The organism is Streptomyces lothianensis (genome assembly GCF_047779955.1).
GTDB lineage: Bacteria > Actinomycetota > Actinomycetes > Streptomycetales > Streptomycetaceae > Streptomyces.
Map to the genome: position 1 here is coordinate 221785 of NZ_JBLMKT010000028.1, position 21350 is coordinate 243134.

At 69.6% G+C, this 21350-nt stretch carries 12 protein-coding genes, 1 tRNA gene and 2 rRNA genes; 2 read left to right on the forward strand and 13 right to left on the reverse strand.

What is annotated here, in order from left to right; translation table 11 throughout:
* Window position 1: 1 nt before the first annotated feature.
* From ACLF6P_RS08965 to ACLF6P_RS08995, 7 genes are all read right to left on the reverse strand, one after another.
* Window positions 2-550, reverse strand: a complete 549-nt coding sequence (locus ACLF6P_RS08965; RefSeq protein WP_415949330.1) for a CinA family protein — start codon at window positions 548-550, stop codon at window positions 2-4.
* Window positions 547-1215 (reverse strand): CDP-diacylglycerol--glycerol-3-phosphate 3-phosphatidyltransferase, encoded by a 669-nt coding sequence (gene pgsA / locus ACLF6P_RS08970; RefSeq protein ID WP_415949331.1) that lies wholly within the window; start codon window positions 1213-1215, stop codon window positions 547-549. The genes ACLF6P_RS08965 and pgsA overlap by 4 nt, the downstream gene beginning before the upstream one ends.
* The gene (rimO, locus tag ACLF6P_RS08975; RefSeq protein WP_415949332.1) at window positions 1212-2696 is read right to left on the reverse strand and encodes a 30S ribosomal protein S12 methylthiotransferase RimO; all 1485 of its coding nucleotides are present in this window, start codon (window positions 2694-2696) and stop codon (window positions 1212-1214) included. Before rimO ends, pgsA begins: the two co-directional genes overlap by 4 nt.
* 213 nt (window positions 2697-2909) lie before the next feature.
* Complete coding sequence (locus ACLF6P_RS08980; protein ID WP_415949333.1) at window positions 2910-3779, reverse strand: helix-turn-helix domain-containing protein; 870 nt, start codon at window positions 3777-3779, stop codon at window positions 2910-2912.
* 216 nt (window positions 3780-3995) lie between these two features.
* Window positions 3996-6782, reverse strand: a complete 2787-nt coding sequence (locus ACLF6P_RS08985) for a DNA translocase FtsK (protein WP_415949334.1) — start codon at window positions 6780-6782, stop codon at window positions 3996-3998.
* 227 nt (window positions 6783-7009) lie between these two features.
* A complete protein-coding gene (locus ACLF6P_RS08990) occupies window positions 7010-7693 on the reverse strand; it encodes a response regulator (protein ID WP_415949335.1) in 684 nt (227 codons plus the stop codon).
* 289 nt (window positions 7694-7982) lie between these two features.
* The gene (locus ACLF6P_RS08995) at window positions 7983-13589 is read right to left on the reverse strand and encodes a HAMP domain-containing protein (RefSeq protein ID WP_415949336.1); all 5607 of its coding nucleotides are present in this window, start codon (window positions 13587-13589) and stop codon (window positions 7983-7985) included.
* 362 nt (window positions 13590-13951) lie between these two features.
* Between ACLF6P_RS08995 and ACLF6P_RS09000 the strand changes: the two genes are divergently transcribed.
* Entirely contained in the window at window positions 13952-16588 is a 2637-nt protein-coding gene (locus ACLF6P_RS09000) for a SpoIIE family protein phosphatase (RefSeq protein ID WP_415949337.1), read from the forward strand.
* A 101-nt stretch (window positions 16589-16689) separates the two neighbouring features.
* Here ACLF6P_RS09000 and ACLF6P_RS09005 read toward each other — a convergent pair.
* From ACLF6P_RS09005 to ACLF6P_RS09015, 3 genes are all read right to left on the reverse strand, one after another.
* Window positions 16690-16762 (reverse strand) — tRNA-Thr (locus ACLF6P_RS09005).
* Between the two features lie 106 nt (window positions 16763-16868).
* Window positions 16869-17501: an NAD(P)-dependent oxidoreductase gene (locus tag ACLF6P_RS09010; RefSeq protein WP_415949338.1), complete on the reverse strand. Its 633-nt coding sequence runs from the start codon at window positions 17499-17501 to the stop codon at window positions 16869-16871.
* A 61-nt stretch (window positions 17502-17562) separates the two neighbouring features.
* On the reverse strand, window positions 17563-18513 hold the full coding sequence (locus ACLF6P_RS09015; RefSeq protein ID WP_415949351.1) for an EamA family transporter: 951 nt from the start codon (window positions 18511-18513) through the stop codon (window positions 17563-17565).
* Between the two features lie 230 nt (window positions 18514-18743).
* Between ACLF6P_RS09015 and ACLF6P_RS09020 the strand changes: the two genes are divergently transcribed.
* Window positions 18744-19607: a LysR family transcriptional regulator gene (locus ACLF6P_RS09020; RefSeq protein ID WP_415949340.1), complete on the forward strand. Its 864-nt coding sequence runs from the start codon at window positions 18744-18746 to the stop codon at window positions 19605-19607.
* A 7-nt stretch (window positions 19608-19614) separates the two neighbouring features.
* Here ACLF6P_RS09020 and ACLF6P_RS09025 read toward each other — a convergent pair whose 3' ends face one another.
* From ACLF6P_RS09025 to ACLF6P_RS09035, 3 genes are all read right to left on the reverse strand, one after another.
* The gene (locus ACLF6P_RS09025) at window positions 19615-20298 is read right to left on the reverse strand and encodes a DegT/DnrJ/EryC1/StrS family aminotransferase (RefSeq protein WP_415949341.1); all 684 of its coding nucleotides are present in this window, start codon (window positions 20296-20298) and stop codon (window positions 19615-19617) included.
* Between the two features lie 102 nt (window positions 20299-20400).
* Window positions 20401-20517, reverse strand: a 5S ribosomal RNA gene (gene rrf, locus ACLF6P_RS09030).
* Between the two features lie 89 nt (window positions 20518-20606).
* A 23S ribosomal RNA gene (locus tag ACLF6P_RS09035) occupies window positions 20607-21350 on the reverse strand; the annotation flags it as partial.

Consider the following 21350-nt stretch of genomic DNA (forward strand, 5'->3'; position numbering starts at 1 on the left):
ATCAATTCCCCCCGTTCTGTTCCGTATCCTGTGCCCGCGCATTCACCGCCAGCTCGCTCAGCAGCAGACCGAGCACGCTCCGTACACTCTCCCTACGGATTTCCGCACGATCGCCGTTCAACCGCAGAACAGCGATTTTCCCATCTTCCGCAGCCGCGCCACCGGCCACTGCCACGAACACCGTGCCGACCGCCTGCCCGTCCTGCGGCTCGGGCCCGGCCACCCCGGTGGTCGCGATCCCCCAGTCCGCGCCGAGCAGTCGGCGCACTCCGAGGGCCATCTGCCGGGCGACCTCGCCGTCGACCGCACCGCGCTCGGCGAGCAGTGCGGCGTCCACTCCGAGCACCGAGTGCTTGATCGCGGTGGCGTACGCGGTGACGGAGCCGCGAAGGACCCGGGAGGCGCCGGGGACGGCTGTGAGCTCCGCCGCGACCATACCGCCGGTCAGGGACTCGGCGACCGCCAGCGTTTCATCCCGTGAGACGAGCAGCTCCTGCACTCGGGCCGCGGCGTCCGTGGTCACGAGCGCTCCGGCGGCGTCCGCGGTCACGAGCGCTCCAGCGCCTCGGCCCGCTCCTTCTCGCGGCCCTGGCGGCGCAGCACGATCGCCTGCCGCACATAGTCGAGCCCGGTCACGACGGTGAGCACGACCGCGACGGCCATCACCCAGAACCGCAGTGTGGCCAGCGGTCCGGTGAGCGCCAGGACGTACATCCCGACCGCGGTGCCCTGCGCGAGCGTCTTCATCTTGCCGCCGCGGCTGGCCGGGATCACCCCGTACCGGATGACGATGAAACGAAGCAGAGTGATGCCGAGTTCCCGGCCGAGGATCACGCCGGTGACCCACCAGGGCAGGTCGCCGAGCGAGGAGAGGCAGATCAGCGCGGCGCCCATGATCGCCTTGTCGGCGATCGGGTCGGCGATCTTCCCGAAGTCGGTGACGAGGTTGTACGTACGGGCCAGATGCCCGTCGAACAGGTCCGTGATCATGGCGATCGCGAAGGCCGCCCAGGCCAGCGAGCGCCAGGCGGGGTCGTAGCCGCCGTCCGCAAGCAGCAGCATGACGAAGCCCGGCACGAGCAGCAGCCGGATCATGGTGAGGATGTTGGCGATGTTCCAGAGGCTGGCCTGATTGACGGCCGCAGCACCCAGCTTGCCGCCGGGCACCGGCTTGCCGCCGGCCCCGCCCGCCGCCGATGCCGGGACTCCCGTCATCTGCCCGCCTCCTCAAGACTCTCGACCACCAGGTCGACGCCTTCGGTTCCGACGACCTTTGCCTCGACCATACGACCGACAGTCAAGCCCTCGCCCGTGGTGAAGACCACCTGGCCGTCCGTCTCCGGCGCCTGGTGCGCACCGCGGCCGGTCGCGCCTTCGCCGTCCTCCGCGCCGTCTGTCGAGTCGGCCGACTCGACGGACTCGACGAGCACCCGCAGGGTCTCGCCGACGCGCTCCTCGGCGCGCTGCGCGGTCAGCTCCTCGGCGAGACGCGAGATCCGGGCCAGGCGCCGGTCGACGACGTCCTGCTCCAGCTTGTCCCCGTACGTGGCGGCCTCGGTGCCGTCCTCGTCGGAGTAGCCGAAGACGCCGATCGCATCGAGCCGCGCACCGGTGAGGAAACGCTCCAGCTCGTCCACATCGGCCTCGGTCTCGCCGGGGAAGCCCACGATGAAGTTGGAGCGGATGCCTGCGGTGGGCGCCTTGGCGCGGATCTGGTCGAGCAGTTCCAGGAAGCGGTCGGTGTCGCCGAAGCGGCGCATGGCGCGCAGCACGTTCGGCGCGGAGTGCTGGAAGGAGAGGTCGAAGTACGGGGCGACCTTCTCGGTGGAGGTCAGCACGTCGATCAGGCCGGGGCGCATCTCGGCGGGCTGCAGGTAGCTGACGCGGACCCGCTCGATGCCGTCGACGGCCGCGAGCTCGGGCAGCAGGGTCTCCAGGAGGCGGATGTCGCCCAGGTCCTTGCCGTACGAGGTGTTGTTCTCGGAGACCAGCATGATCTCCTTGACGCCCTGCTCGGCCAGCCAGCGGGTCTCGCCGAGCACGTCGGAGGGGCGCCGGGAGATGAAGGAGCCGCGGAAGGACGGGATCGCGCAGAAGGAGCAGCGGCGGTCGCAGCCGGAGGCGAGCTTCACCGAGGCGACGGGCGAGCTGCCCATGCGGCGGCGCAGGGGCGCGCGCGGCCCGGAGGCAGGCGCGAGCCCGTCGGGCAGGTCCTCGGGGGCCTGGGCGTGCCCGGGCAGGGCGGTGCCCTCGGCGGCGGCCTGGCGCTCGGCGGGCGTGACGGGCAGCAGCTTGCGGCGGTCGCGCGGAGTGTGCGCCTCGACGTTGCCGCCGCTCAGGATGACGTTCAGGCGGGTGGAGATGTCGGCGTAATCGTCGAAGCCGAGCACGCCGTCGGCCTCGGGCAGGGCGTCGGCGAGTTCCTTGCCGTAGCGCTCGGCCATACAGCCGACCGCGACGACGGCCTGGGTCTTTCCATGGTCCTTGAGGTCGTTGGCCTCGAGGAGGGCGTCGACGGAGTCCTTCTTGGCGGCATCGACGAATCCGCAGGTGTTGACGACGGCGACATCGGCATCCGAGGCTTCCTCGACGAGCTCCCAGCCGTCCGCCTCCAAGCGGCCTGCGAGCTCCTCCGAGTCCACCTCGTTACGGGCGCAGCCAAGCGTGACAAGGGCGACGGTACGGCGTTCGGGCATAACGTCCAGAGTATCTGGTTCATCTGCCGTCCCTCGCCGCGAGGCCTGAGCGCCGCTTCCGCGTGCTGCGGGAACGGGCCGCGAGGCGCTCCGGCACGCCCCGGACACGGCCCTGGAGCCTTCCGGACACGCCCCCGGAACGCCCGCGTACGAACGCCGACGCCCCCACCGGCCGGCAGCCGGTGGGGGCGTGGAAGGCGCGTGCGGAGGGGCTCAGCCCGCCTCGGCTGCGGTCCCCTGGTCCTCCTTGGTGTAGGAGAGCCGTTCGACCGCGCCGGGGCGGAAGTCGTCCTTGATCTCCTTGCCGTTCACGAAGAGCTTTATGGCTCCCGCGTTCCCGAGCACGAGATCGATGCGCTCGTCGTCGGTGAAGGTCTTGGTCTGCCCTTCCTTGAGCATCCCGTCGAACATGCTGGCTCCGGTGTGGCCCTTGACCGAGACCCAGCTCTCCCCCTCGTCGGCGCTGATCAGGACGGTGACCTTGTCCTTGGGCGCGCCGGCGATGGCGCTGTCGGCCGGGTCCGGCCTGGGGTCGGCCGGCTTCTTGGGCGCGGGCTTGCCGGTGGACTCGCTCGGGGTGGCGCTGGGCGAGCCTTCGGCGACGGGGTCCTTGCTGCCCTGGTCGGGATCGCTGAACAGCGTGAACCCGACGAAGCCGACCACGGCGACGATGGCCGCGACCATGGCCGCGGTCCAGTTGGGGCGGCGCGGCTCGGGGCGGATGCGCTCGGCCTCGAACAGCGGTGTCGCGGGGCTCGGCGCGTCCTTGCCGCCGTGTTCCTCGGTGAACTGGGCGAGCAGCGGAGCGGGGTCGGTGTCGACGGCGCGGGCGATGGAGCGGATGTGCCCGCGTGCGTAGACATCGCCGCCGCAGCGCGAGAAATCGTCCTGTTCGATCGCGTGCACGATCGGGACGCGGACCCGAGTGGCCGCACTGACCTCGTCGACGGTGAGCCGCGCTTCGAGGCGGGCAAGCTGCAGGGCGCGTCCGACCGAGGGACGCTCTTCATCGGTGTCCGGAGTCAAGGGAAGGTCGTCTTCAATCGAAGGGCGGTCGTCTTCATGGGAGTTGCCGATGGACACGGGAGCGCCTTTCGAGCGTGTAGCCACCTGCTGGACGTTCAGTCTAGGGGGGGTACGAAAGGGTGAGGCAACCGGGCGGCAGCACTTTGTACGCCATCAGGTTGTCCGGTCGGTCCGGCAGCCCGCACGACCGGACGGGCCGGCCGCGGGGCGGGTCACCCTCTCCCTCCATCCAACTTGACGTAGCCGGAAGAGAAACGGTTGCCCCTTGTTCCCTTACGGGTGAGCCTCCCCGCGGATGACCGCGAGCACTCCATCCAGTTCGTCCGGCTTGACCAGAACATCCCTCGCCTTCGAGCCTTCGCTCGGCCCGACGATGTTCCGCGACTCCATCAGGTCCATCAGCCGCCCCGCCTTCGCGAACCCGACGCGCAGCTTGCGCTGGAGCATCGAGGTCGATCCGAACTGGGTCGAGACGACCAGCTCGGCCGCCTGGCACAGCAGGTCCAGGTCGTCACCGATCTCCTCGTCGATCTCCTTCTTCTGCTTGGCGCCGACGGTGACGTCGTCCCGGAAGACCGGCGCCATCTGGTCCTTGCAGTGCTGGACGACCGCGCCGATCTCGTGCTCGGTCACGAAGGCGCCCTGCATACGGGTCGGCTTGTTCGCCCCCATCGGCAGGAAGAGCCCGTCGCCCTTGCCGATCAGCTTCTCGGCTCCCGGCTGGTCGAGGATCACGCGGCTGTCGGCGAGCGAGGAGGTGGCGAACGCGAGCCGCGAGGGCACGTTCGCCTTGATCAGACCGGTCACGACGTCCACGGACGGCCGCTGGGTCGCCAGCACGAGATGGATACCGGCGGCGCGCGCGAGCTGGGTGATGCGGACGATCGCGTCCTCGACATCGCGCGGCGCGACCATCATCAGGTCCGCGAGCTCGTCGACGATCACCAGGAGATACGGGTACGGCTGCAGCTCCCGCTCACTGCCGAGCGGCGGGGTGACCTTGCCGTTGCGTACCGCCTCGTTGAAGTCGTCGATATGCCTGAAGCCGTAGGCCGCGAGGTCGTCGTAGCGCAGGTCCATCTCCCGCACGACCCACTGCAGCGCCTCGGCGGCCCGCTTGGGATTGGTGATGATCGGGGTGATCAGGTGCGGGATGCCCTCGTACGCGGTGAGCTCCACGCGCTTGGGGTCGACGAGCACCATCCGTACGTCCTCGGGGGTCGCCCGCATCATGATCGAGGTGATCAGACAGTTGATGCAGGAGGACTTGCCGGAGCCGGTGGCGCCGGCGACGAGGATGTGCGGCATCTTCGCGATGTTCGCCATCACATAGCCGCCCTCGACGTCCTTGCCGAGCGCGACCAGCATCGGATGGGCGTCCTCGGCGGCGTCCGCGAGGCGCAGCACGTCGCCGACGTTGACCATCTCGCGGTCGGTGTTCGGGATCTCGATGCCGACCGCGGACTTGCCGGGGATCGGGCTGATGATCCGGACATCCGGCGAGGCGACCGCGTACGCGATGTTCTTGGCGAGCGCGGTGATCTTCTCGACCTTCACGGCCGGTCCGAGCTCGACCTCGTACCGCGTGACCGTCGGGCCGCGCGTGAAGCCGGTGACCTGGGCGTCGACCTTGAACTCACTGAAGACGTTGGTGAGCGAGGCCACCACGGCGTCGTTGGCGGCGCTGCGCGATTTGCCGGGCCCGCCTCGCTCCAGGAGGTCGAGCGAGGGCAGCGCGTAGGTGATGTCGCCGGAGAGCTGGAGCTGCTCGGCGCGCGGCGGCAGATCGCGGGGTTCGTCCCGCGCGGGCTTGGTGAGGTCGGGTACGGCGCCCCCGCCGGACGCATCGTCCCCCTCCGGATTCCCACCAGGCGTCCTGCTCCCGGCCGGCTTCTTACTCCCGGCCGGGGGCTGCTCCTGGCTGCGCGCGCCCGGCACCGGTGTCGGTGCCGGATCGGGGCGCTCCACGGTGACGCCCTGGGTGAGGTCGGCGACGAGCGGGGAGGGCGGCATCCCGTTCATCACCGCCCCGTCGAGCGCGGCCGCGGCGGCCGCGGCCACGTCGATCGCGTCGAGCGAAGGCTCCATCTCCGGCTGCACGCTGCTGCGCCGGGGCCTGCGCCGCTTGGTGAGCGCCTCCTCCTCGGCCTGCTCCGGATCGTACGGCTGCGAGGCGGGGCTCTGCCTGCGGCGGCCCGGGGACGCGGGCAGCGCCTCGCGCCACTGCTCCTCGTAGCGTGCGTCGTCCTCGCCGAACTCCGTCTCGGATACGGCGTCGGGCTCAAGGATGCCGAGCTTCTGGCCGAGCAGTCTGAGCCGCTGCGGCACGGCGTTCACCGGCGTCGCGGTGACGACGAGGAGGCCGAAGACGGTGAGCAGAACGAGCAGCGGCAGGGCGAGGACCTCGCCCATCGTGAAGATGAGGGGGCGGGAGGCGGCCCAGCCGATCAGCCCGCCGGCATCCCTTATGGCCTCGGTGCCCTCACCGCGCCCGGGCGCCCCGCAGGCCATGTGCACCTGACCGAGCACGCCGATGACCAGGGCGGAAAGCCCGATGACGATACGGCCGTTGGCCTCCGGCTGCTCGGGGTGGCGGATGAGCCGTACCGCCATGCCGCCGAGCAGCAGCGGCACGAGCAGATCGAGCCGGCCGAAAGCGCCGGTCACGAGCAGCTCGACCAGATCGCCCACGGGACCGCGGAGTTGGGACCAGGTACCGGCTGCGACGATCAGGGCGAGCCCGATGAGGAGCAGCGCGAGGCCGTCCTTGCGGTGGGCCGGGTCGAGCCCCTTGGCGCCGCGCCCTATGCCGCGGAAGGCGGCGCCGACCGCGTGGGCGAGGCCGAGCCAGACGGCGCGGGCGAGCTTGTAGACGCCACCGGTGGGATTCGGGGCGGGCTTCGGTGCCGGCTTGGCCGCGGCCTTCTTGGCGGGGGCCTTTTTGGCCGGTGCCTTCTTGGCGGGCGCCTTGGATGCAGCGGCCTTCTTCGCCGGAGCCTTCTTGGGCGCCGCCGCCTTCTTGGCGGGCGGCTTCTTGGCTGCGGAGGGACGTGAGGCCATGGGGGTGAGGTTACCGGTGCGACTGCCTGTGGACACGTGTGCCTACTGCCTCACCCGTACGTGTCGGCGCACAGCGGCGCGAAACTGACGTGCGCTCAGTTCCATGCCCGCAGGTCGGTGCCGTGCAGCCTGGACCGCTCTGTGTGGGCAGTTCAGTTCTGTGCAGCCGGCACAGCGCGGCCCGGCTGCACAGTTCTGCGAGGGCAGCTCAGTTCTGCGCGAACAGCTCAGTTCTGTGCGGGCATGGAGGGCGCGCCCTGGCCCGCACCCGGCTCCAGGGCGTCAAGTGCGCGGCGCAGCCCGGTGAGTTTGCGCTCGAGGTGGGCCGCCGTGGCCACGGCGGCGGCATCCGCGGACTCCTCGTCCAGTTGCTTGGAGAGCGCCTCGGCCTGCTCCTCCACGGCCGCCAGCCGCGCCGAGAGCTCGGCGAGCAGACCGGCGGACTCGCCCTTGTCGCCGAGCGGTGTCTTGCCGCCGCCTTCGAGCTGCAGCCGCAGCAGGGCCGCCTGCTCGCGCAGTTGGCAGTTCTTCATGTACAGCTCGACGAACACCGAGACCTTGGCGCGCAGGACCCACGGGTCGAAGGGCTTCGAGATGTAGTCCACCGCACCGGCCGCATAGCCGCGGAAGGTGTGGTGCGGACCGTGGTTGATCGCGGTGAGGAAGATGATCGGGATGTCCCGGGTCCGCTCGCGGCGCTTGATGTGCGCCGCGGTCTCGAATCCGTCCATGCCCGGCATCTGGACGTCCAGCAGGATGACCGCGAAGTCATCCGTGAGCAGTGCCTTGAGCGCTTCCTCCCCGGACGATGCCCGGACCAGTGTCTGATCGAGCGCAGAGAGGATGGCCTCGAGCGCCAACAGATTCTCCGGCCGGTCATCGACCAGGAGGATCTTGGCCTTCTGCACCATGGCCCGTCCTCCTCGCCCCGACATGGGGCCTCCCCTGTCCGAAGGACTCGGGGCAGCACCTGCCGCCGCCCCGGGGGACGGCTCCGTCCTGCCGCCCGTCCTTGTGCCGGTCATGGTAGCCGCACCCCGCCTGTCGCCACACCCTGTCACCGCGATGTCACTGTGCACGTAGCAGAAACGCGGTGGGAGACCAGAAGGTTCCCCGAATCCCGCGCTTTTACACGACCTCGCACACGTTCCGTCAGCACGAGCCCTGCCGGGGTGGGGGCGGAAGCCGCCCCCACCCCGGTCAGGACTCGTCCATCCAGTTCTGCATCACCGTCAGCAGATGGTCGGGGTCGACCGGCTTGGTGACGTAGTCGGAGGCGCCGGATTCGATGGCCTTCTCCCGGTCCCCCTTCATCGCCTTCGCCGTGAGCGCGATGATCGGCAGGCCCGCGAACTGCGGCATCCGGCGGATCGCCGTGGTCGTCGCATAGCCGTCCATCTCCGGCATCATGATGTCCATCAGGACGAGCGTGACGTCATCGTGCTGCTCGAGGACCTCGATGCCTTCACGCCCGTTCTCCGCGTACAGCACCGCCAGCCCGTGCTGTTCGAGCACGCTGGTCAGCGCGAACACGTTGCGGATGTCGTCGTCGACGATGAGCACCTTCTCGCCGCCGAAGCGGAAGTCCGCCCGCGCCTGCGGCCCGGCCTGCTCCGATCCTGCCTGCCCGTCCGCACCCGCCTGCTCGGCTCCGCTCTGGCCCGCGATCTGTCCGGGCAGCGCGGGCAGCGGATCCGCGGCCCGCAGGGAGCGTCGGTGGCGCCGGAAAAGCGTGCCCTCGCGGGCCGCCGACTGCGGTGTGACGGGCCCTCCGGCCTCCACGGCGCCGTTGCCGCCGCCGATGCTGCCGCTGCCTGCGCCGGCGTTCCCGCTTCCTGCGCCGGCGTTCCCTCCGCCGGTGCCATTGCCGCTCCCACCGCCACCCCCCGTGAAGGACTCCTCGGAGGACACCGAAGGCAGCGCCTGGAGCTCCACATGGGCCTCCGGCTCGATGGCGGTGGCGATTTGCGCGTACTCCTGCGGCGGCAGCTCGTTCGGGTGCAGCGGCAGATACAGCGTGAACGTCGAGCCGCGACCCGGCTCGCTCGACGCGTGGATCTCGCCGCCGAGCAGCCGGGCGATGAGCCGGCTGATCGAGAGACCCAGGCCCGTACCGCCGTACTTGCGGCTCGTCGTCCCGTCGGCCTGCTTGAAGGCCTCGAAGATGACCCGCATCTTGCTGCTCGGGATGCCGATACCGGTGTCCGTGACCGAGAACGCGATCACGTCCGCGTCGGGGCTGCGCAGCGTGCCCATCTCGAGGAGCTGGGTGCGGATCTCCTGCGGCACGTCCGCACCCGCGGGCCGGATGACCAGCTCGACGGCCCCGGAGTCGGTGAACTTCACACCGTTCGAGAGCAGGTTGCGCAGTACCTGGAGCAGCCGCTGCTCGTCGGTGTGCAGGGTCGCGGGCAGTTCGGGCGAGACCCGCACGGAGAAGTCGAGGCCCTTCTCCGCGGTGAGCGGCCGGAACGTGGCCTCGACGTAGTCCACGAGCTGGACGAGCGCGATCCGCGTCGGCGAGACGTCCATCTTGCCCGCCTCGACCTTGGACAGGTCGAGGATGTCGTTGATCAGCTGCAGCAGGTCGGAGCCCGCGCCGTGGATGGTCTCGGCGAACTCGACCTGCTTCGGGGAGAGATTGCCCTCGGCGTTGTCGGCGAGCAGCTTCGCGAGGATCAGCAGCGAGTTGAGCGGGGTGCGCAGCTCGTGCGACATGTTGGCGAGGAACTCGGACTTGTAGCGCATCGAGACCGCGAGCTGCTCGGCGCGCTCCTCCAGGATCTGGCGAGCCGTCTCGATCTCGGTGTTCTTGACCTCGATGTCACGGTTCTGCTGGGCGAGCAGCTCGGCCTTCTCCTCCAGTTCGGCATTGGAGGACTGCAGGGCCTTCTGCCGGTTCTCCAGTTCCTCGGAGCGGTCCCGCAGCTGTTCGGTCAGCTCCTGCGACTGCTTGAGCAGCAGCTCCGTCTTGGTGTTGACGGAGATCGTGTTGACGCTGGTCGCGATCATCTCGGCGATCTGGCTGAGGAAGTCCCGCTGGATCTGTGTGAACGGCTGGAAGGATGCCAGCTCGATCACGCCGAGCACCTGGTCCTCGAAGAGCACCGGAAGCACGATCACCTGCGCGGGCGGCGCGTCCCCGAGCCCCGAGGCGATCTTGAGATAGCCGGAGGGCGCGTTCTCCACGAGGATCGTGCGCCGCTCCTTGGCTGCCGTCCCGATCAGCGTCTCGCCCGGTTTGAAGGAGGTGGGCATGGAGCCCATGGAGTAGCCGTAACTGCCCAGCATGCGCAGCTCGTACGCATCCTCCTCACCCGCCGTGGCAAGGTCGTCGTCCGTCGGTGTCGCGAGGAAGAACGCGCCGTGCTGTGCGGAGACCACCGGCGTGAGCTCGCTCATGATCAGGCTCGCCACGTCCGCGAGGTCGCGGCGGCCCTGCATGAGGCCGGAGATGCGGGCCAGGTTGCCCTTGAGCCAGTCCTGCTCCTTGTTGGCGATGGTGGTATCGCGCAGGTTGGCGATCATCGTGTTGACATGGTCCTGGAGGACCTGGATCTCGCCCGCCGCGTCCACGTCGATCTTCAGGTTGAGGTCGCCGCGGGTCACGGCGGTGGCGACGGCGGCGATGGCCCGCACCTGCCGGGTCAGGTTCCCGGCCATCTCGTTCACCGATTCGGTGAGGTCGCGCCAGGTGCCGTCGACGTCGCGCACGCGTGCCTGGCCGCCCAACTGGCCTTCCGTGCCCACCTCGCGGGCGACTCGGGTGACCTCCTCGGCGAAGGAGGAGAGCCGGTCGACCATCGTGTTGATGGTGGTCTTGAGTTCCAGGATCTCGCCGCGCGCCTCGATGTCGATCTTCTTGGTGAGATCGCCCTTGGCAATGGCCGTCGTGACCATGGCGATGTTGCGCACCTGGCCGGTCAGGTTCGAGGCCATCTGGTTCACGGACTCGGTCAGGTCCTTCCACGTACCGGCGACGCCGGGTACACGGGCCTGGCCGCCGAGGATGCCGTCGGTGCCCACCTCGCGGGCCACCTTGGTGACCTGGTCGGCGAACGAACTCAGCGTGCGCACCATGATGTTGAAGGTGTCGGCGAGCTGGGCGACCTCGCCGCGCGCCTCAATGGTGACCGTACGCGTCAGATCGCCGTTGGCGACGGCCATCGCGACCTGGGAGATGTTGCGTACCTGGCTGGTCAGGTTGGAGGCCATCAGGTTCACGTTGTCGCTGAGGTCCTTCCAGATGCCGGTGGCTCCCGGCACCCGGGCCTGACCGCCCAGCTGGCCCTCCGTACCCACCTCGCGCGCCACCCGTGTGACCTGTTCGGCGAAGTTGGAGAGCTGGTCGACCATCGTGTTGACGGTGGTGACGAGTTCGAGGATCTCGCCCTTGGCGTCGACGGTGATCTTCTTGGAGAGGTCGCCCATGGCGACCGCGGTGGTGACCTCGGCGATGTTGCGTACCTGTGAGGTCAGGTTGTTCGCCATGCCGTTCACGGACTGGGTGAGGTCCTTCCAGGTGCCCGCCACGCCCTGGACCTCGGCCTGACCGCCGAGGATGCCTTCCGTACCCACCTCGCGCGACACCCGGGTCACCTGCTCGGCGAAGCTGGAGAGCTGGTCGACCATCGTGTTGAGGGTGTTCTTCAGCTCCAGGATCTCGCCACGCGCGTCGACCTCGATCTTCTGCGAGAGGTCACCGCGGGCCACCGCGGTCGCGACCTGCGCGATGTTACGGACCTGGGCGGTCAGGTTGCCCGCCATGCCGTTCACCGAGTCGGTCAGATCACGCCACACACCCGCGACGCCGGGCACCTGCGCCTGGCCGCCGAGCCGGCCCTCGGTACCCACCTCGCGGGCCACCCGCGTCACCTGGTCGGCGAAGGCGGAGAGCTGGTCGACCATCGTGTTGATGGTGTTCTTCAGCTCCAGGATCTCGCCGCGCGCGTCGACCTCGATCTTCTGCGAGAGGTCACCACGGGCCACCGCGGTGGTGACCTGGGCGATCTGCCGTACCTGTGAAGTCAGGTTGCCGGCCATGAAGTTGACGGAGTCCGTGAGGTCCTTCCAGGTACCCGAGACGCCGTCCACGCGGGCCTGACCACCGAGGCGGCCCTCCGTGCCCACGTCACGGGCCATCCGGGTCACCTGGTCGGCGAACGAGGACAGCTGGTCCACCATCGTGTTCACGGTGTTCTTCAGCTGGAGCATCTCGCCGGAGACGTCCACGGTGACCTTCTGCGAGAGGTCGCCGTTCGCCACCGCGGTGGTGACCTGGGCGATGTTGCGCACCTGGCCGGTGAGGTTACGGAAGGCGGTGTTCACCGAGTCGGTGAGGTCCTTCCAGGTGCCCGCAGCCCCCGGCACCTCGGCCTGGCCGCCCAGCTCGCCCTCGACACCGATCTCCCGTGCCACGCGGGTGACTTCGGAACCGAAGGCCGAGAGCTGGTCGACCATCGTGTTGACGGTGTTCTTCAGCTCCAGCATCTCGCCGGCCACGTCGACCGTGACCTTCTGCGAGAGATCACCGCTGGCGACCGCCGTCGTCACGGTCGCGATGTCGCGCACCTGGGTGGTGAGGTTGCGGAAAACCGTGTTCACCGAGTCGGTGAGGTCCTTCCACGTGCCCGCCGCGCCCGGCACGATCGCCTGCCCGCCGAGCTGCCCGTCGAAGCCGACCTCGCGCGCCACGCGCGTGACCTCGTCCGCGAAGGTACGGAGTGTCTCGGTCATCTGGTTGATCGTCTCGGCGAGCTGGGCGACCTCGCCGCGCGCGCTCACCGTGACCTTGCGGGACAGGTCACCGTTGGCGACGGCGGTGGTGACCTCGGCGATCCCGCGCACCTGCGCGGTGAGGTTGCCGGCCATCAGGTTCACCGAGTCGGTGAGGTCCTTCCACACCCCGGCCACGCCCGGCACCTGCGCCTGACCGCCCAGCTCGCCCTCCGTACCCACCTCACGGGCCACGCGGGTGACCTCGGAGGAGAACGAGGAGAGCTGGTCGACCATGGTGTTCACGGTGTTCTTCAGCTCGAGCATCTCGCCGGCCACGTGCACCGTGACCTTGCGCGAGAGATCACCTTTGGCGACCGCGGTGGTGACGAGAGCAATATCACGCACCTGAGCGGTGAGGCGGTACGCCATGGTGTTGACGGAATCCGTGAGGTCTTTCCATGAACCGGACATTCCGCGCACCCGGGCCTGCCCGCCGAGCTTGCCCTCCGTGCCCACCTCGCTGGCCACCCGCGTCACCTCGTCGGTGAACCGGGACAGCTGGTCGACCAGGTTGTTGACCGTGCGCCCGACTTTCAGGAACTCACCGCGCAGCGGATGCACCGTGCCCTCGGCCCCGGGCGCGCGCAGCTCCATGCGCTGCTCCAGATCGCCCTCCGCGACCGCGGAGAGCACGCGGCCGACCTCGGAGACGGGCCGTACGAGATCGTCGACCAGCGCGTTGGACGCGTCGATCGCGGCCGCCCAGGAGCCTTCGTAGGCGCCGGTCGCGAGGCGTTCCGTGAGTTTTCCCTCACGGCCGACCATCCGCCGTACCCGCGAGAGCTCGCCGGTCAGGTGCAGATTGCGGTCCGCGACATCGTTGTAGAGCGCGGCGATCTCGCCCATCACACCGTCATTGGTGACGGTCAGCCGCCTGCGGAAGTTGCCGTCCCGCATCGCTGCCAGGGCGCCGACCAACTTGTTGAGCGCCGCGGCATCGACCTCGACGGTCCCGCTGCCGCGACCGCCACGGGACTGAGCGCCTTTCGCGCGCGGGGCCTTGCCGCGCGCAGCTGTACCGGACTCCACCGTGTCCCTCCCGCAGGGGTCGACCACTTGCTCGTTGCCTCGCCATGAGCCCGGCTTCGCCGCGGCTCGCCGCTTCAGCTCTGAGGATGCCCAGTGTTCCAGGATCGGTCACCGGACATGCCAGTCCTCCAACGTAACCCCCCGAAGCCTCGACTCGTTCTTCCCACCGGACAGGACTGCTACCCCGAATCCGCCGGCCGGCCTGTCGAGAGCGAGGGGTTCCCATGTTCAGGGGGTCCCAGCTTGGGGATACCCCTGAACAGCGAGTCGGCCTCCCCATTAACCTGTCATACGAACCGAAAGTGCCCACCGCCGGGGAAGCCGCGAAGCGGCGGGGCACAGGACCGGGGGACGCCGACACCATGGGGAGTTCTGTGATCACCGCTCGGGCCACCGCCAGCTTCGACCCGGTCGGGCGCTCGGTGGCCGGTGCCCGCTCCTTCGTCCGTGACATCCTCCAGGGCTGGGGCTGCACGGAGGTCATGGACGACGCGGTCGTGCTGACCAGCGAACTCGTCACCAATGCGGTGGTCCACGCGGGCACCACGGCGGACGTGCTCTGCCTGCGCAGCGAGGACTGCGTACGCATCGAGGTGGCCGACCGCTACCCGGAGCGCGAGATTCCGCTGCAGCGCTCGCCGCACACCCTGGCGAGCCCGGACCGCGAGGGCGGCCGCGGGCTCCAGCTGTGCGCGGCGCTCGCCAGCGGCTGGGGCGTCGAGTACACGCCGACGCACAAACAGGTCTGGTTCCGCCTCGACCTGCCCGAGCACCCGGTCGGCACGCGCACGGCGGGCCCCGCGCTCCCCGTCGGCCTGCTCCCGGAGGCCGGCCCGCAGGTCCATGTCGCCGTCGTCCAGCTCGACCGTGACGGCTCGATCACCGCGTGGAGCGACGGCGCCGAGAGCCTCTTCGGCTACGAGGCGGAGAAGGTCCTCTCCCGCCCGCTCACCGACTTCGCGGCCTGGCCGCACACCCCGGGCACCGGCACCGGGATCGTCGAGGCGCTGCAGCTCTCACGCTGGGAGGGCAGCTACGGCATCCGCGCCGCCGACGGCCGTGTCATCCCCGTCTACGCCTCCCATCTGCGTGTACGGGACAGCGAAGGCGATCCCTCCACGGTCTGTCTGCTCGTACGGGAGCAGGAGCGCGCCGTACTGCAGACCCCGCACCGCGGCCCGGCGCCCGATGCGGCGAGCCTGCCGGAGACCGGCAGCCCCGCCGACCCCTTCGACAACTTCATCGGCTCCCCCGCGCCCGATGATCTCGACTCGCTCCTGCAGCGCGCCGTCGAGCGCGCCCGCGACATGCTCGACGGCGATGCGGCCTTCCTGCTGCTCGCCACGGACGACGAGACCGAGCTGGAGGTCCGCGCCTCCACCGGCCTGCCCTCCGCCCGCCAGCGGTTCGCCCGCGTCCCGGTCGAGGCCGCCACGGGGCGGTACGGCTCGGCGCGGATGCCCGCCGTGCACGAGGACCTCACCGTCGTACCCGGCGCGGCCCCGCTGCTCAACGGCACCGGGATGCGCTCCGTGGTCACCGTCCCGCTGAAGGTCGAGGGCCGCCTCACCGGCTCGCTCGGCGTCGCGGCCGAGGCACCGGGGCGGTATACGAACGAGGAGGCGCTGCGCCTCCAGTTCGCCGCCGACCGCATCGCGCTCAACGTGGAATCGGCCCGCCTCGGCGAGCTGGAGCGGCTGCGCCGTGGCTCGCTCTCCTTCCTCGTCGAGGCCTCCGACCTGCTCGCCGGCACCCTCGACCGCGACCAGACGCTGGCCCTCATGGCCCAGATGACGGTCCCCACGCTGGCCACGTGGTGCGCGGTCTACACGATCGCGGACCAGTCCTCGGAGCCGTATCTCTCCTACGTACTGCACGAGGACGAGGACCGGATCGACGGCCTGAAGGCCCTGCTCCAGCGCATCGACCCCCCGGACCCGGTCCCCACCCCCGGCGCCCGCATCTGGAACGCGCCATCGGAGGCCGCCCACCGGGCCGCCCTGCGCACCTCGATGCGCAGCCTGGGCCTGGGCGAGCCCACGCGTCTCTCGGCCGGCATCGGCACCACGCTCGCGACGGCCTCCGCGGTCGGCGGCGAAACGGTCGTCCTGCCGCTGGTCGCCCGCAACCGCGTCATCGGCATGCTCACCCTCGGCAAGCCCGCCGAGGAGCACTTCCGCCAGGAAGTCCTCGAACTCGCCGAGGACCTCTCCCGCCGGGCCGCCCTCGCCCTGGACAACGCGCGCCTGTACTCGGAGCGCATGTCCATCAGCCAGTCGCTGCAGCGCAGCCTGCTGCCGCCCGGCCTCCCGCAGATCCCGGGCGTCGAGGTCGAGGTGATCTACCGCGCGGCCGGCGAGGGCAACGAGGTCGGCGGCGACTTCTACGACCTCTTCCCGATCCGCGACGGCGCCTACGGCTTCGCCATCGGCGATGTCTGCGGTACGGGCCCGGAGGCGGCCGCGGTCACCGGCCTCGCCCGGCACGCGCTCAGGCTCCTTGCCCGCGAGGGCTTCGGCGGCCCCGCGGTCCTGGAGCGGCTCAACGCCGCCATCCTGGACGAGGGCGCCCGCAGCCGCTTCCTGACGCTCCTGTACGGGGAGTTGTGGCCGCAGGAGGACGGCTCGGCGGTCCTCAAGCTGGTCTGCGCGGGCCATCCACTGCCGCTCAGGCTGCGCCAGGACGGCACCGTACAGCCCTTCGCGGAACCGCAGCCGCTGCTCGGCGTGATGGACGACCTGGAGTTGTACGAGGAGACCGTGACGCTGGAGCCCGGCGATGTGCTGCTGTGCGTGACGGACGGGGTGACCGAGCGCCGCGAGGGCACCCGGATGCTGGGCGACGACGGCCTGACGGACGTCCTCACCACATGCACCGGCCTCACGGCGGGCGCGGTCGCCGCCCGGGTGATGCGCGCGGTGGAGCGCTTCGCGACGGACGCGCCCTCCGACGACATGGCCATCCTCGCGATGCGCGTACCGGAGCCGCACACGGACTGAGCGGCCGGCCCTTCACAGGGCCGGTCCGCCCCATAAAAGCGGATGACATACGAAAGGCCCCGCCCGGGTTCGGGCGGGGCCTTTCGTCTTCTTCTCTCCTGAGCCCCCATGCGGAATCGAACCGCAGACCTTCTCCTTACCATGGAGACGCTCTACCGACTGAGCTATAGGGGCCTGTTGACCTGCGGGGCTTCCCGCGCGGCAACGGAAAGAATCATACCCCGGATCAGGCCGTGGTCAGAACCACCTCCCCAGTGGCCCCCGCACCCGGCGGCGCGGCTCAGTACGCGACCGTGAAGTGGCGGACCCCTGAACGGGATTCGAGTTCGTCGAGCACGGCGACGGCCAGGTCCTCGGCGCTGATCCGGGATCGCCCGTCGGACGCCACGAGCAGCTTGTCGCCGCCGCGCCGGTAGGTTCCCGTGCGCCTGCCGGGTTCGAGGAGAGCGGGCGGGCTGAGGTAGGTCCAGTCGGTACCGGAACGTGTGACACAGGCGTCCAGTTGCTCCGTACTCGCCCGTGCGATGGCGCGGTACCGCTCGGGCACATACGCGGGGTCGTCGACCACCCGGTCATACGCGGGGTCGGGGCTGCGCAACGGGCCCGCGCCACCGATGACGAGCACCGGAACGCCGACGGCCACGTCGAGCAGCCGCGCCGTGAGCGGCGCGAGCGTCGCCTCGGCGCCGGGAGCCGGGCGGACGGCAAGCACAGCGGCATCGACGGCGGCGAGGATCGGCTCCAGTTCCTCGGCACGGGAGACATCCCCCGCCACCCAGTGCGCGCCCGTGGGCACCGCATCCGCATCCGGTGCGCTGCGCGACACGGCGGTGACGGCATGCCCTCGACGTACGGCCTCGGCGGTGATCCGGCTCCCGGCCATCCCGGTGGCGCCGATGACTGCGATCTTCATATTGCTGCGTCCTTTCCCTGACGGGGCTGTCCTGCGCCCGTTCACGTATTCGTCCGTGCGCTCAGCTCATCTCGGCGCGAGTCCCTGCGCTCGTCCGGGCGGTTGTCCGGGCGCTTGTCCGGGCGCTCGTCCGGGCGCTTGTCTGCGCGTTCCCTTGGGCGCTCGCCCGGGCGTTCCTTCGCGCATCCCGCCGCCCATCGGTCTTGCGCGGATCAAGTTGTCCGGCGAGCAGCGCACCCAGGGCAAGCACCAGACCCGCCAGCTGCACGCCCGTGAGGCTCTCGTCCAGCACCAAGGCCCCGATCACCGCGGCCACCAGCGGAGACAGGAGTACGAGCAGTGCGGTCGCGGTGACCGGCAGGCGGCCGATGCCGCGGAGCCAGAGGCTGTGGGCGATGAACCCGCCCACCGTGCCCAGCCACACGTATCCGAGCACCGCGGAGCCGTCGATCCGCGGGGGCGCGCCCTCGAACAGTGCCGTGAGCGGTACCAGGAAGAGCCCGCCCGCGGTCAGCTGCCATGCGGTCATGGTGATGGGTCCCACCCCCGCGGGCGCCCGCCAGTGCTTGGTCAGGACGACGCCGAGCGCCATGGACGCGGTACCGAGCAGCCCCGCGACGACCCCTGCGAACCCCAGCCCGGCGGCGGGCCCGAGCACCACCAGCGCGACCCCGCCGGCGCCCGCGACCGCCCAGCCGATGCGCCACACCGACGGCCGCTCCCGCAGCACCGCCACCGCCAGACCCGCCACGATCAGCGGCTGGGCGGCGCCGAGGGTGGCCGCGACCCCGCCGGGCAGCAGTTCGGCGGTGAGGAAGAGCAGCGGATAGAACGCACCGATGTTCAGCACACCGAGCACGGCGGCCTTCCACCACCACACGCCGGTCGGCAGTACGCGCGTCAGCAGGAGCAGCAGCAGTCCCCCGGGCAGTGACCTCAACAGGGCGGCGAACAGCGGGTGATCGGCCGGCAGGAACTCCGTCGTCACCGCATAGGTGGTGCCCCACGCCATGGGCGCGAGGGCCGTGCCGAGGACGAGTGCGAGCGTGCGGCCGACGTCGGCCGGCGGCGGCGCGGAGGTCACCGGCCGCGCCTGCCGGGTGGCCCGAGGCCGCGACGGCCGGGCCGTTCGCGGGGTCGTTCGCGGGGTCGTTGTCTTCATGTGACGAGTCTCGGCCGGGACTCGTCAATCGGTCCAACACATAGTTGTCATCGAACCCATCGCAGAGCACGATAGATCGCATGGAGCTGAGACAACTCCGCTACGCCCTCGCCGTCGCGGAGACCCGTAACTTCACCCGCGCCGCACGCCAGTGTTTCGTCGCCCAGTCCGCCCTCAGCCACCAGATCGGCGCCCTGGAACGCGAGTTGGGTCTCCAGCTCTTCGCCCGCACCAGCCGCCGCGTGGAGGTGACGCCCGCGGGAGAGGCCTTCCTCCTGCGGGCACGCCAGAGCGTGGACGCTGCGGAACTCGCCGTCACGGAGGCGGCCGCCGCGGTGGGCGAGGTCCGCGGGCGGCTGCGGATCGGCATCATTCCCACAGTCTCCGCGGTCGACATCCCCGCCGTCCTGCAGCGCTACCGCGAGCGGTATCCGCAGGTCGGCGTCAGCCTGCACACGGGCTCGAGCGACGTCATGTGCGTCGACGTGGCCGCCGGCGAACTGGATCTGGCCTTCCTCGGCCTCCCCGCCGAACGTGAACCGCAGGGCGTGCAGACGCGCGAGCTCGCCCGCGAGAAGCTTGTCGCGGTCGTCGCCGCCACACACCCCCTCGCCGGTCGGAGCAAGGTCAGTCTGCGCCGCCTGGCCGAGTCCCCGTTCGCCGACTTCCCGGCCGGCTCCCAGGGCCGCGTGCAGAGCGACCTGGCCTTCGAGGCGGCGGAACTGGACCGAGAGGTCGCCTACGAGCTGATGTCGGCGGAACTGATGCTGCGCATCGTCAGCCGCGGCCTCGCCGTCGCCCTCCTGCCCGCACCCATCGCGCACACCCATCCCGATGTCCGCGTCCTGTCCGTCATCGACGGCCCTCGACGCGTGGAATACGTGGCCTGGAGCCGGTTCAACCCCGCCCCCGCAACCAGAGCGTTCCTCGACGCCCTGCCCTGAGCCCGCTTCAGGAGGCGGGCACCAGAAGGCCGCCGAGCGCGTTGCACGCGGACACGATCCGCTGCAGGTCCCGGCGCCCGAGGTGACCGCCGATATGCAGGGCCAAGGTCTCCTCCGCGGCCCGCTCGGTCGCCGGCAGCGTGATGTCCCGCCGGTATCCGGGCAGCCGGTGCACGGGAGTTTTCACCGGCACGGAACAGCGCACGCCCTTGGCGCGTACGGCGCGGGCGAACGCGTCGCGGTCCGGCCGACCGTTCCCGGGCACGCGCACCACGTACCGCTCGTACGTGTGCCCCGCGCTGTCCAGCGGGGTACGCACACCCCTGAGCCGTGCCGACAGATAGGCCGCGTGCGCCCTCCGGCGGACGTCATCCGCGGGGTCGGCCCCGCCGTCCTCATCGGCCTCCTGCAGCACCAGCAGCCCCATGCGGCTCCCGGCCTCCTCTACCTGCCGCAGTCCTGCCGATCCGCCGAAGCGCCGCACGGCTACGATGGCGGCGCTGCTCGGCCCCATGACCGCGGCAACGGCCTCACTGTCCAGGCAGTACGTATCGGGGTCGATGTCCGCGAACACCGGCAGTCCGCCGACGGACACCACCGCCTCAGTGATCCCGACATTGCCGTAGGCAGGCACGATCACTTCGTCGCCGAGTCCGATACCAGCGGCCCTGAGCCTTGCGACTGTCCCCATGCCGCGGATGCTCCCGGGACAACATGAACGGCAGGTGACGCAAAACAAAAAGACGCTGGTCCCCGAACCGAAGTTCGGGGACCAGCGTCTTTATCAAATTTAGTTCGGCGGCGTCCTACTCTCCCACAGGGTCCCCCCTGCAGTACCATCGGCGCTGTGAGGCTTAGCTTCCGGGTTCGGAATGTAACCGGGCGTTTCCCTCACGCTATGACCACCGAAACACTATGAAACTCTCAACCGCACCACGCTCTGTGACAAACGTGGGGTTGTTCGTGGTTTCAGAACCAACACAGTGGACGCGAGCAACTGAGGACAAGCCCTCGGCCTATTAGTACCGGTCAGCTCCACCCCTCACAGGGCTTCCACATCCGGCCTATCAACCCAGTCGTCTACTGGGAGCCTTAACCAATCAAGTTGGTGGGAATACTCATCTCGAAGCAGGCTTCCCGCTTAGATGCTTTCAGCGGTTATCCCTCCCGAACGTAGCCAACCAGCCATGCACCTGGCGGTACAACTGGCACACCAGAGGTTCGTCCGTCCCGGTCCTCTCGTACTAGGGACAGCCCTTCTCAATATTCCTACGCGCACAGAGGATAGGGACCGAACTGTCTCACGACGTTCTAAACCCAGCTCGCGTACCGCTTTAATGGGCGAACAGCCCAACCCTTGGGACCGACTCCAGCCCCAGGATGCGACGAGCCGACATCGAGGTGCCAAACCATCCCGTCGATATGGACTCTTGGGGAAGATCAGCCTGTTATCCCCGGGGTACCTTTTATCCGTTGAGCGACGGCGCTTCCACAAGCCACCGCCGGATCACTAGTCCCGACTTTCGTCCCTGCTCGACCCGTCGGTCTCACAGTCAAGCTCCCTTGTGCACTTACACTCAACACCTGATTGCCAACCAGGCTGAGGGAACCTTTGGGCGCCTCCGTTACCCTTTGGGAGGCAACCGCCCCAGTTAAACTACCCATCAGACACTGTCCCTGATCCGGATCACGGACCGAGGTTAGACATCCAGCACGACCAGACTGGTATTTCAACGACGACTC

Bases quoted from the DNA above. Each gene is read 5' to 3' on its own strand.
- pgsA (WP_415949331.1), bottom strand. From the start codon at position 1,215: ATGACGGGAGTCCCGGCATCGGCGGCGGGCGGGGCCGGCGGCAAGCCG.
- ACLF6P_RS09010 (WP_415949338.1), bottom strand. From the start codon at position 17,501: ATGAAGATCGCAGTCATCGGCGCCACCGGGATGGCCGGGAGCCGGATC.
- ACLF6P_RS09020 (WP_415949340.1), top strand. From the start codon at position 18,744: ATGGAGCTGAGACAACTCCGCTACGCCCTCGCCGTCGCGGAGACCCGT.
- ACLF6P_RS09025 (WP_415949341.1), bottom strand. From the start codon at position 20,298: ATGGGGACAGTCGCAAGGCTCAGGGCCGCTGGTATCGGACTCGGCGAC.
- ACLF6P_RS09000 (WP_415949337.1), top strand. From the start codon at position 13,952: ATGGGGAGTTCTGTGATCACCGCTCGGGCCACCGCCAGCTTCGACCCG.
- ACLF6P_RS08985 (WP_415949334.1), bottom strand. From the start codon at position 6,782: ATGGCCTCACGTCCCTCCGCAGCCAAGAAGCCGCCCGCCAAGAAGGCG.
- ACLF6P_RS08990 (WP_415949335.1), bottom strand. From the start codon at position 7,693: ATGGTGCAGAAGGCCAAGATCCTCCTGGTCGATGACCGGCCGGAGAAT.
- rimO (WP_415949332.1), bottom strand. From the start codon at position 2,696: ATGCCCGAACGCCGTACCGTCGCCCTTGTCACGCTTGGCTGCGCCCGT.
- ACLF6P_RS09015 (WP_415949351.1), bottom strand. From the start codon at position 18,513: ATGGCGTGGGGCACCACCTATGCGGTGACGACGGAGTTCCTGCCGGCC.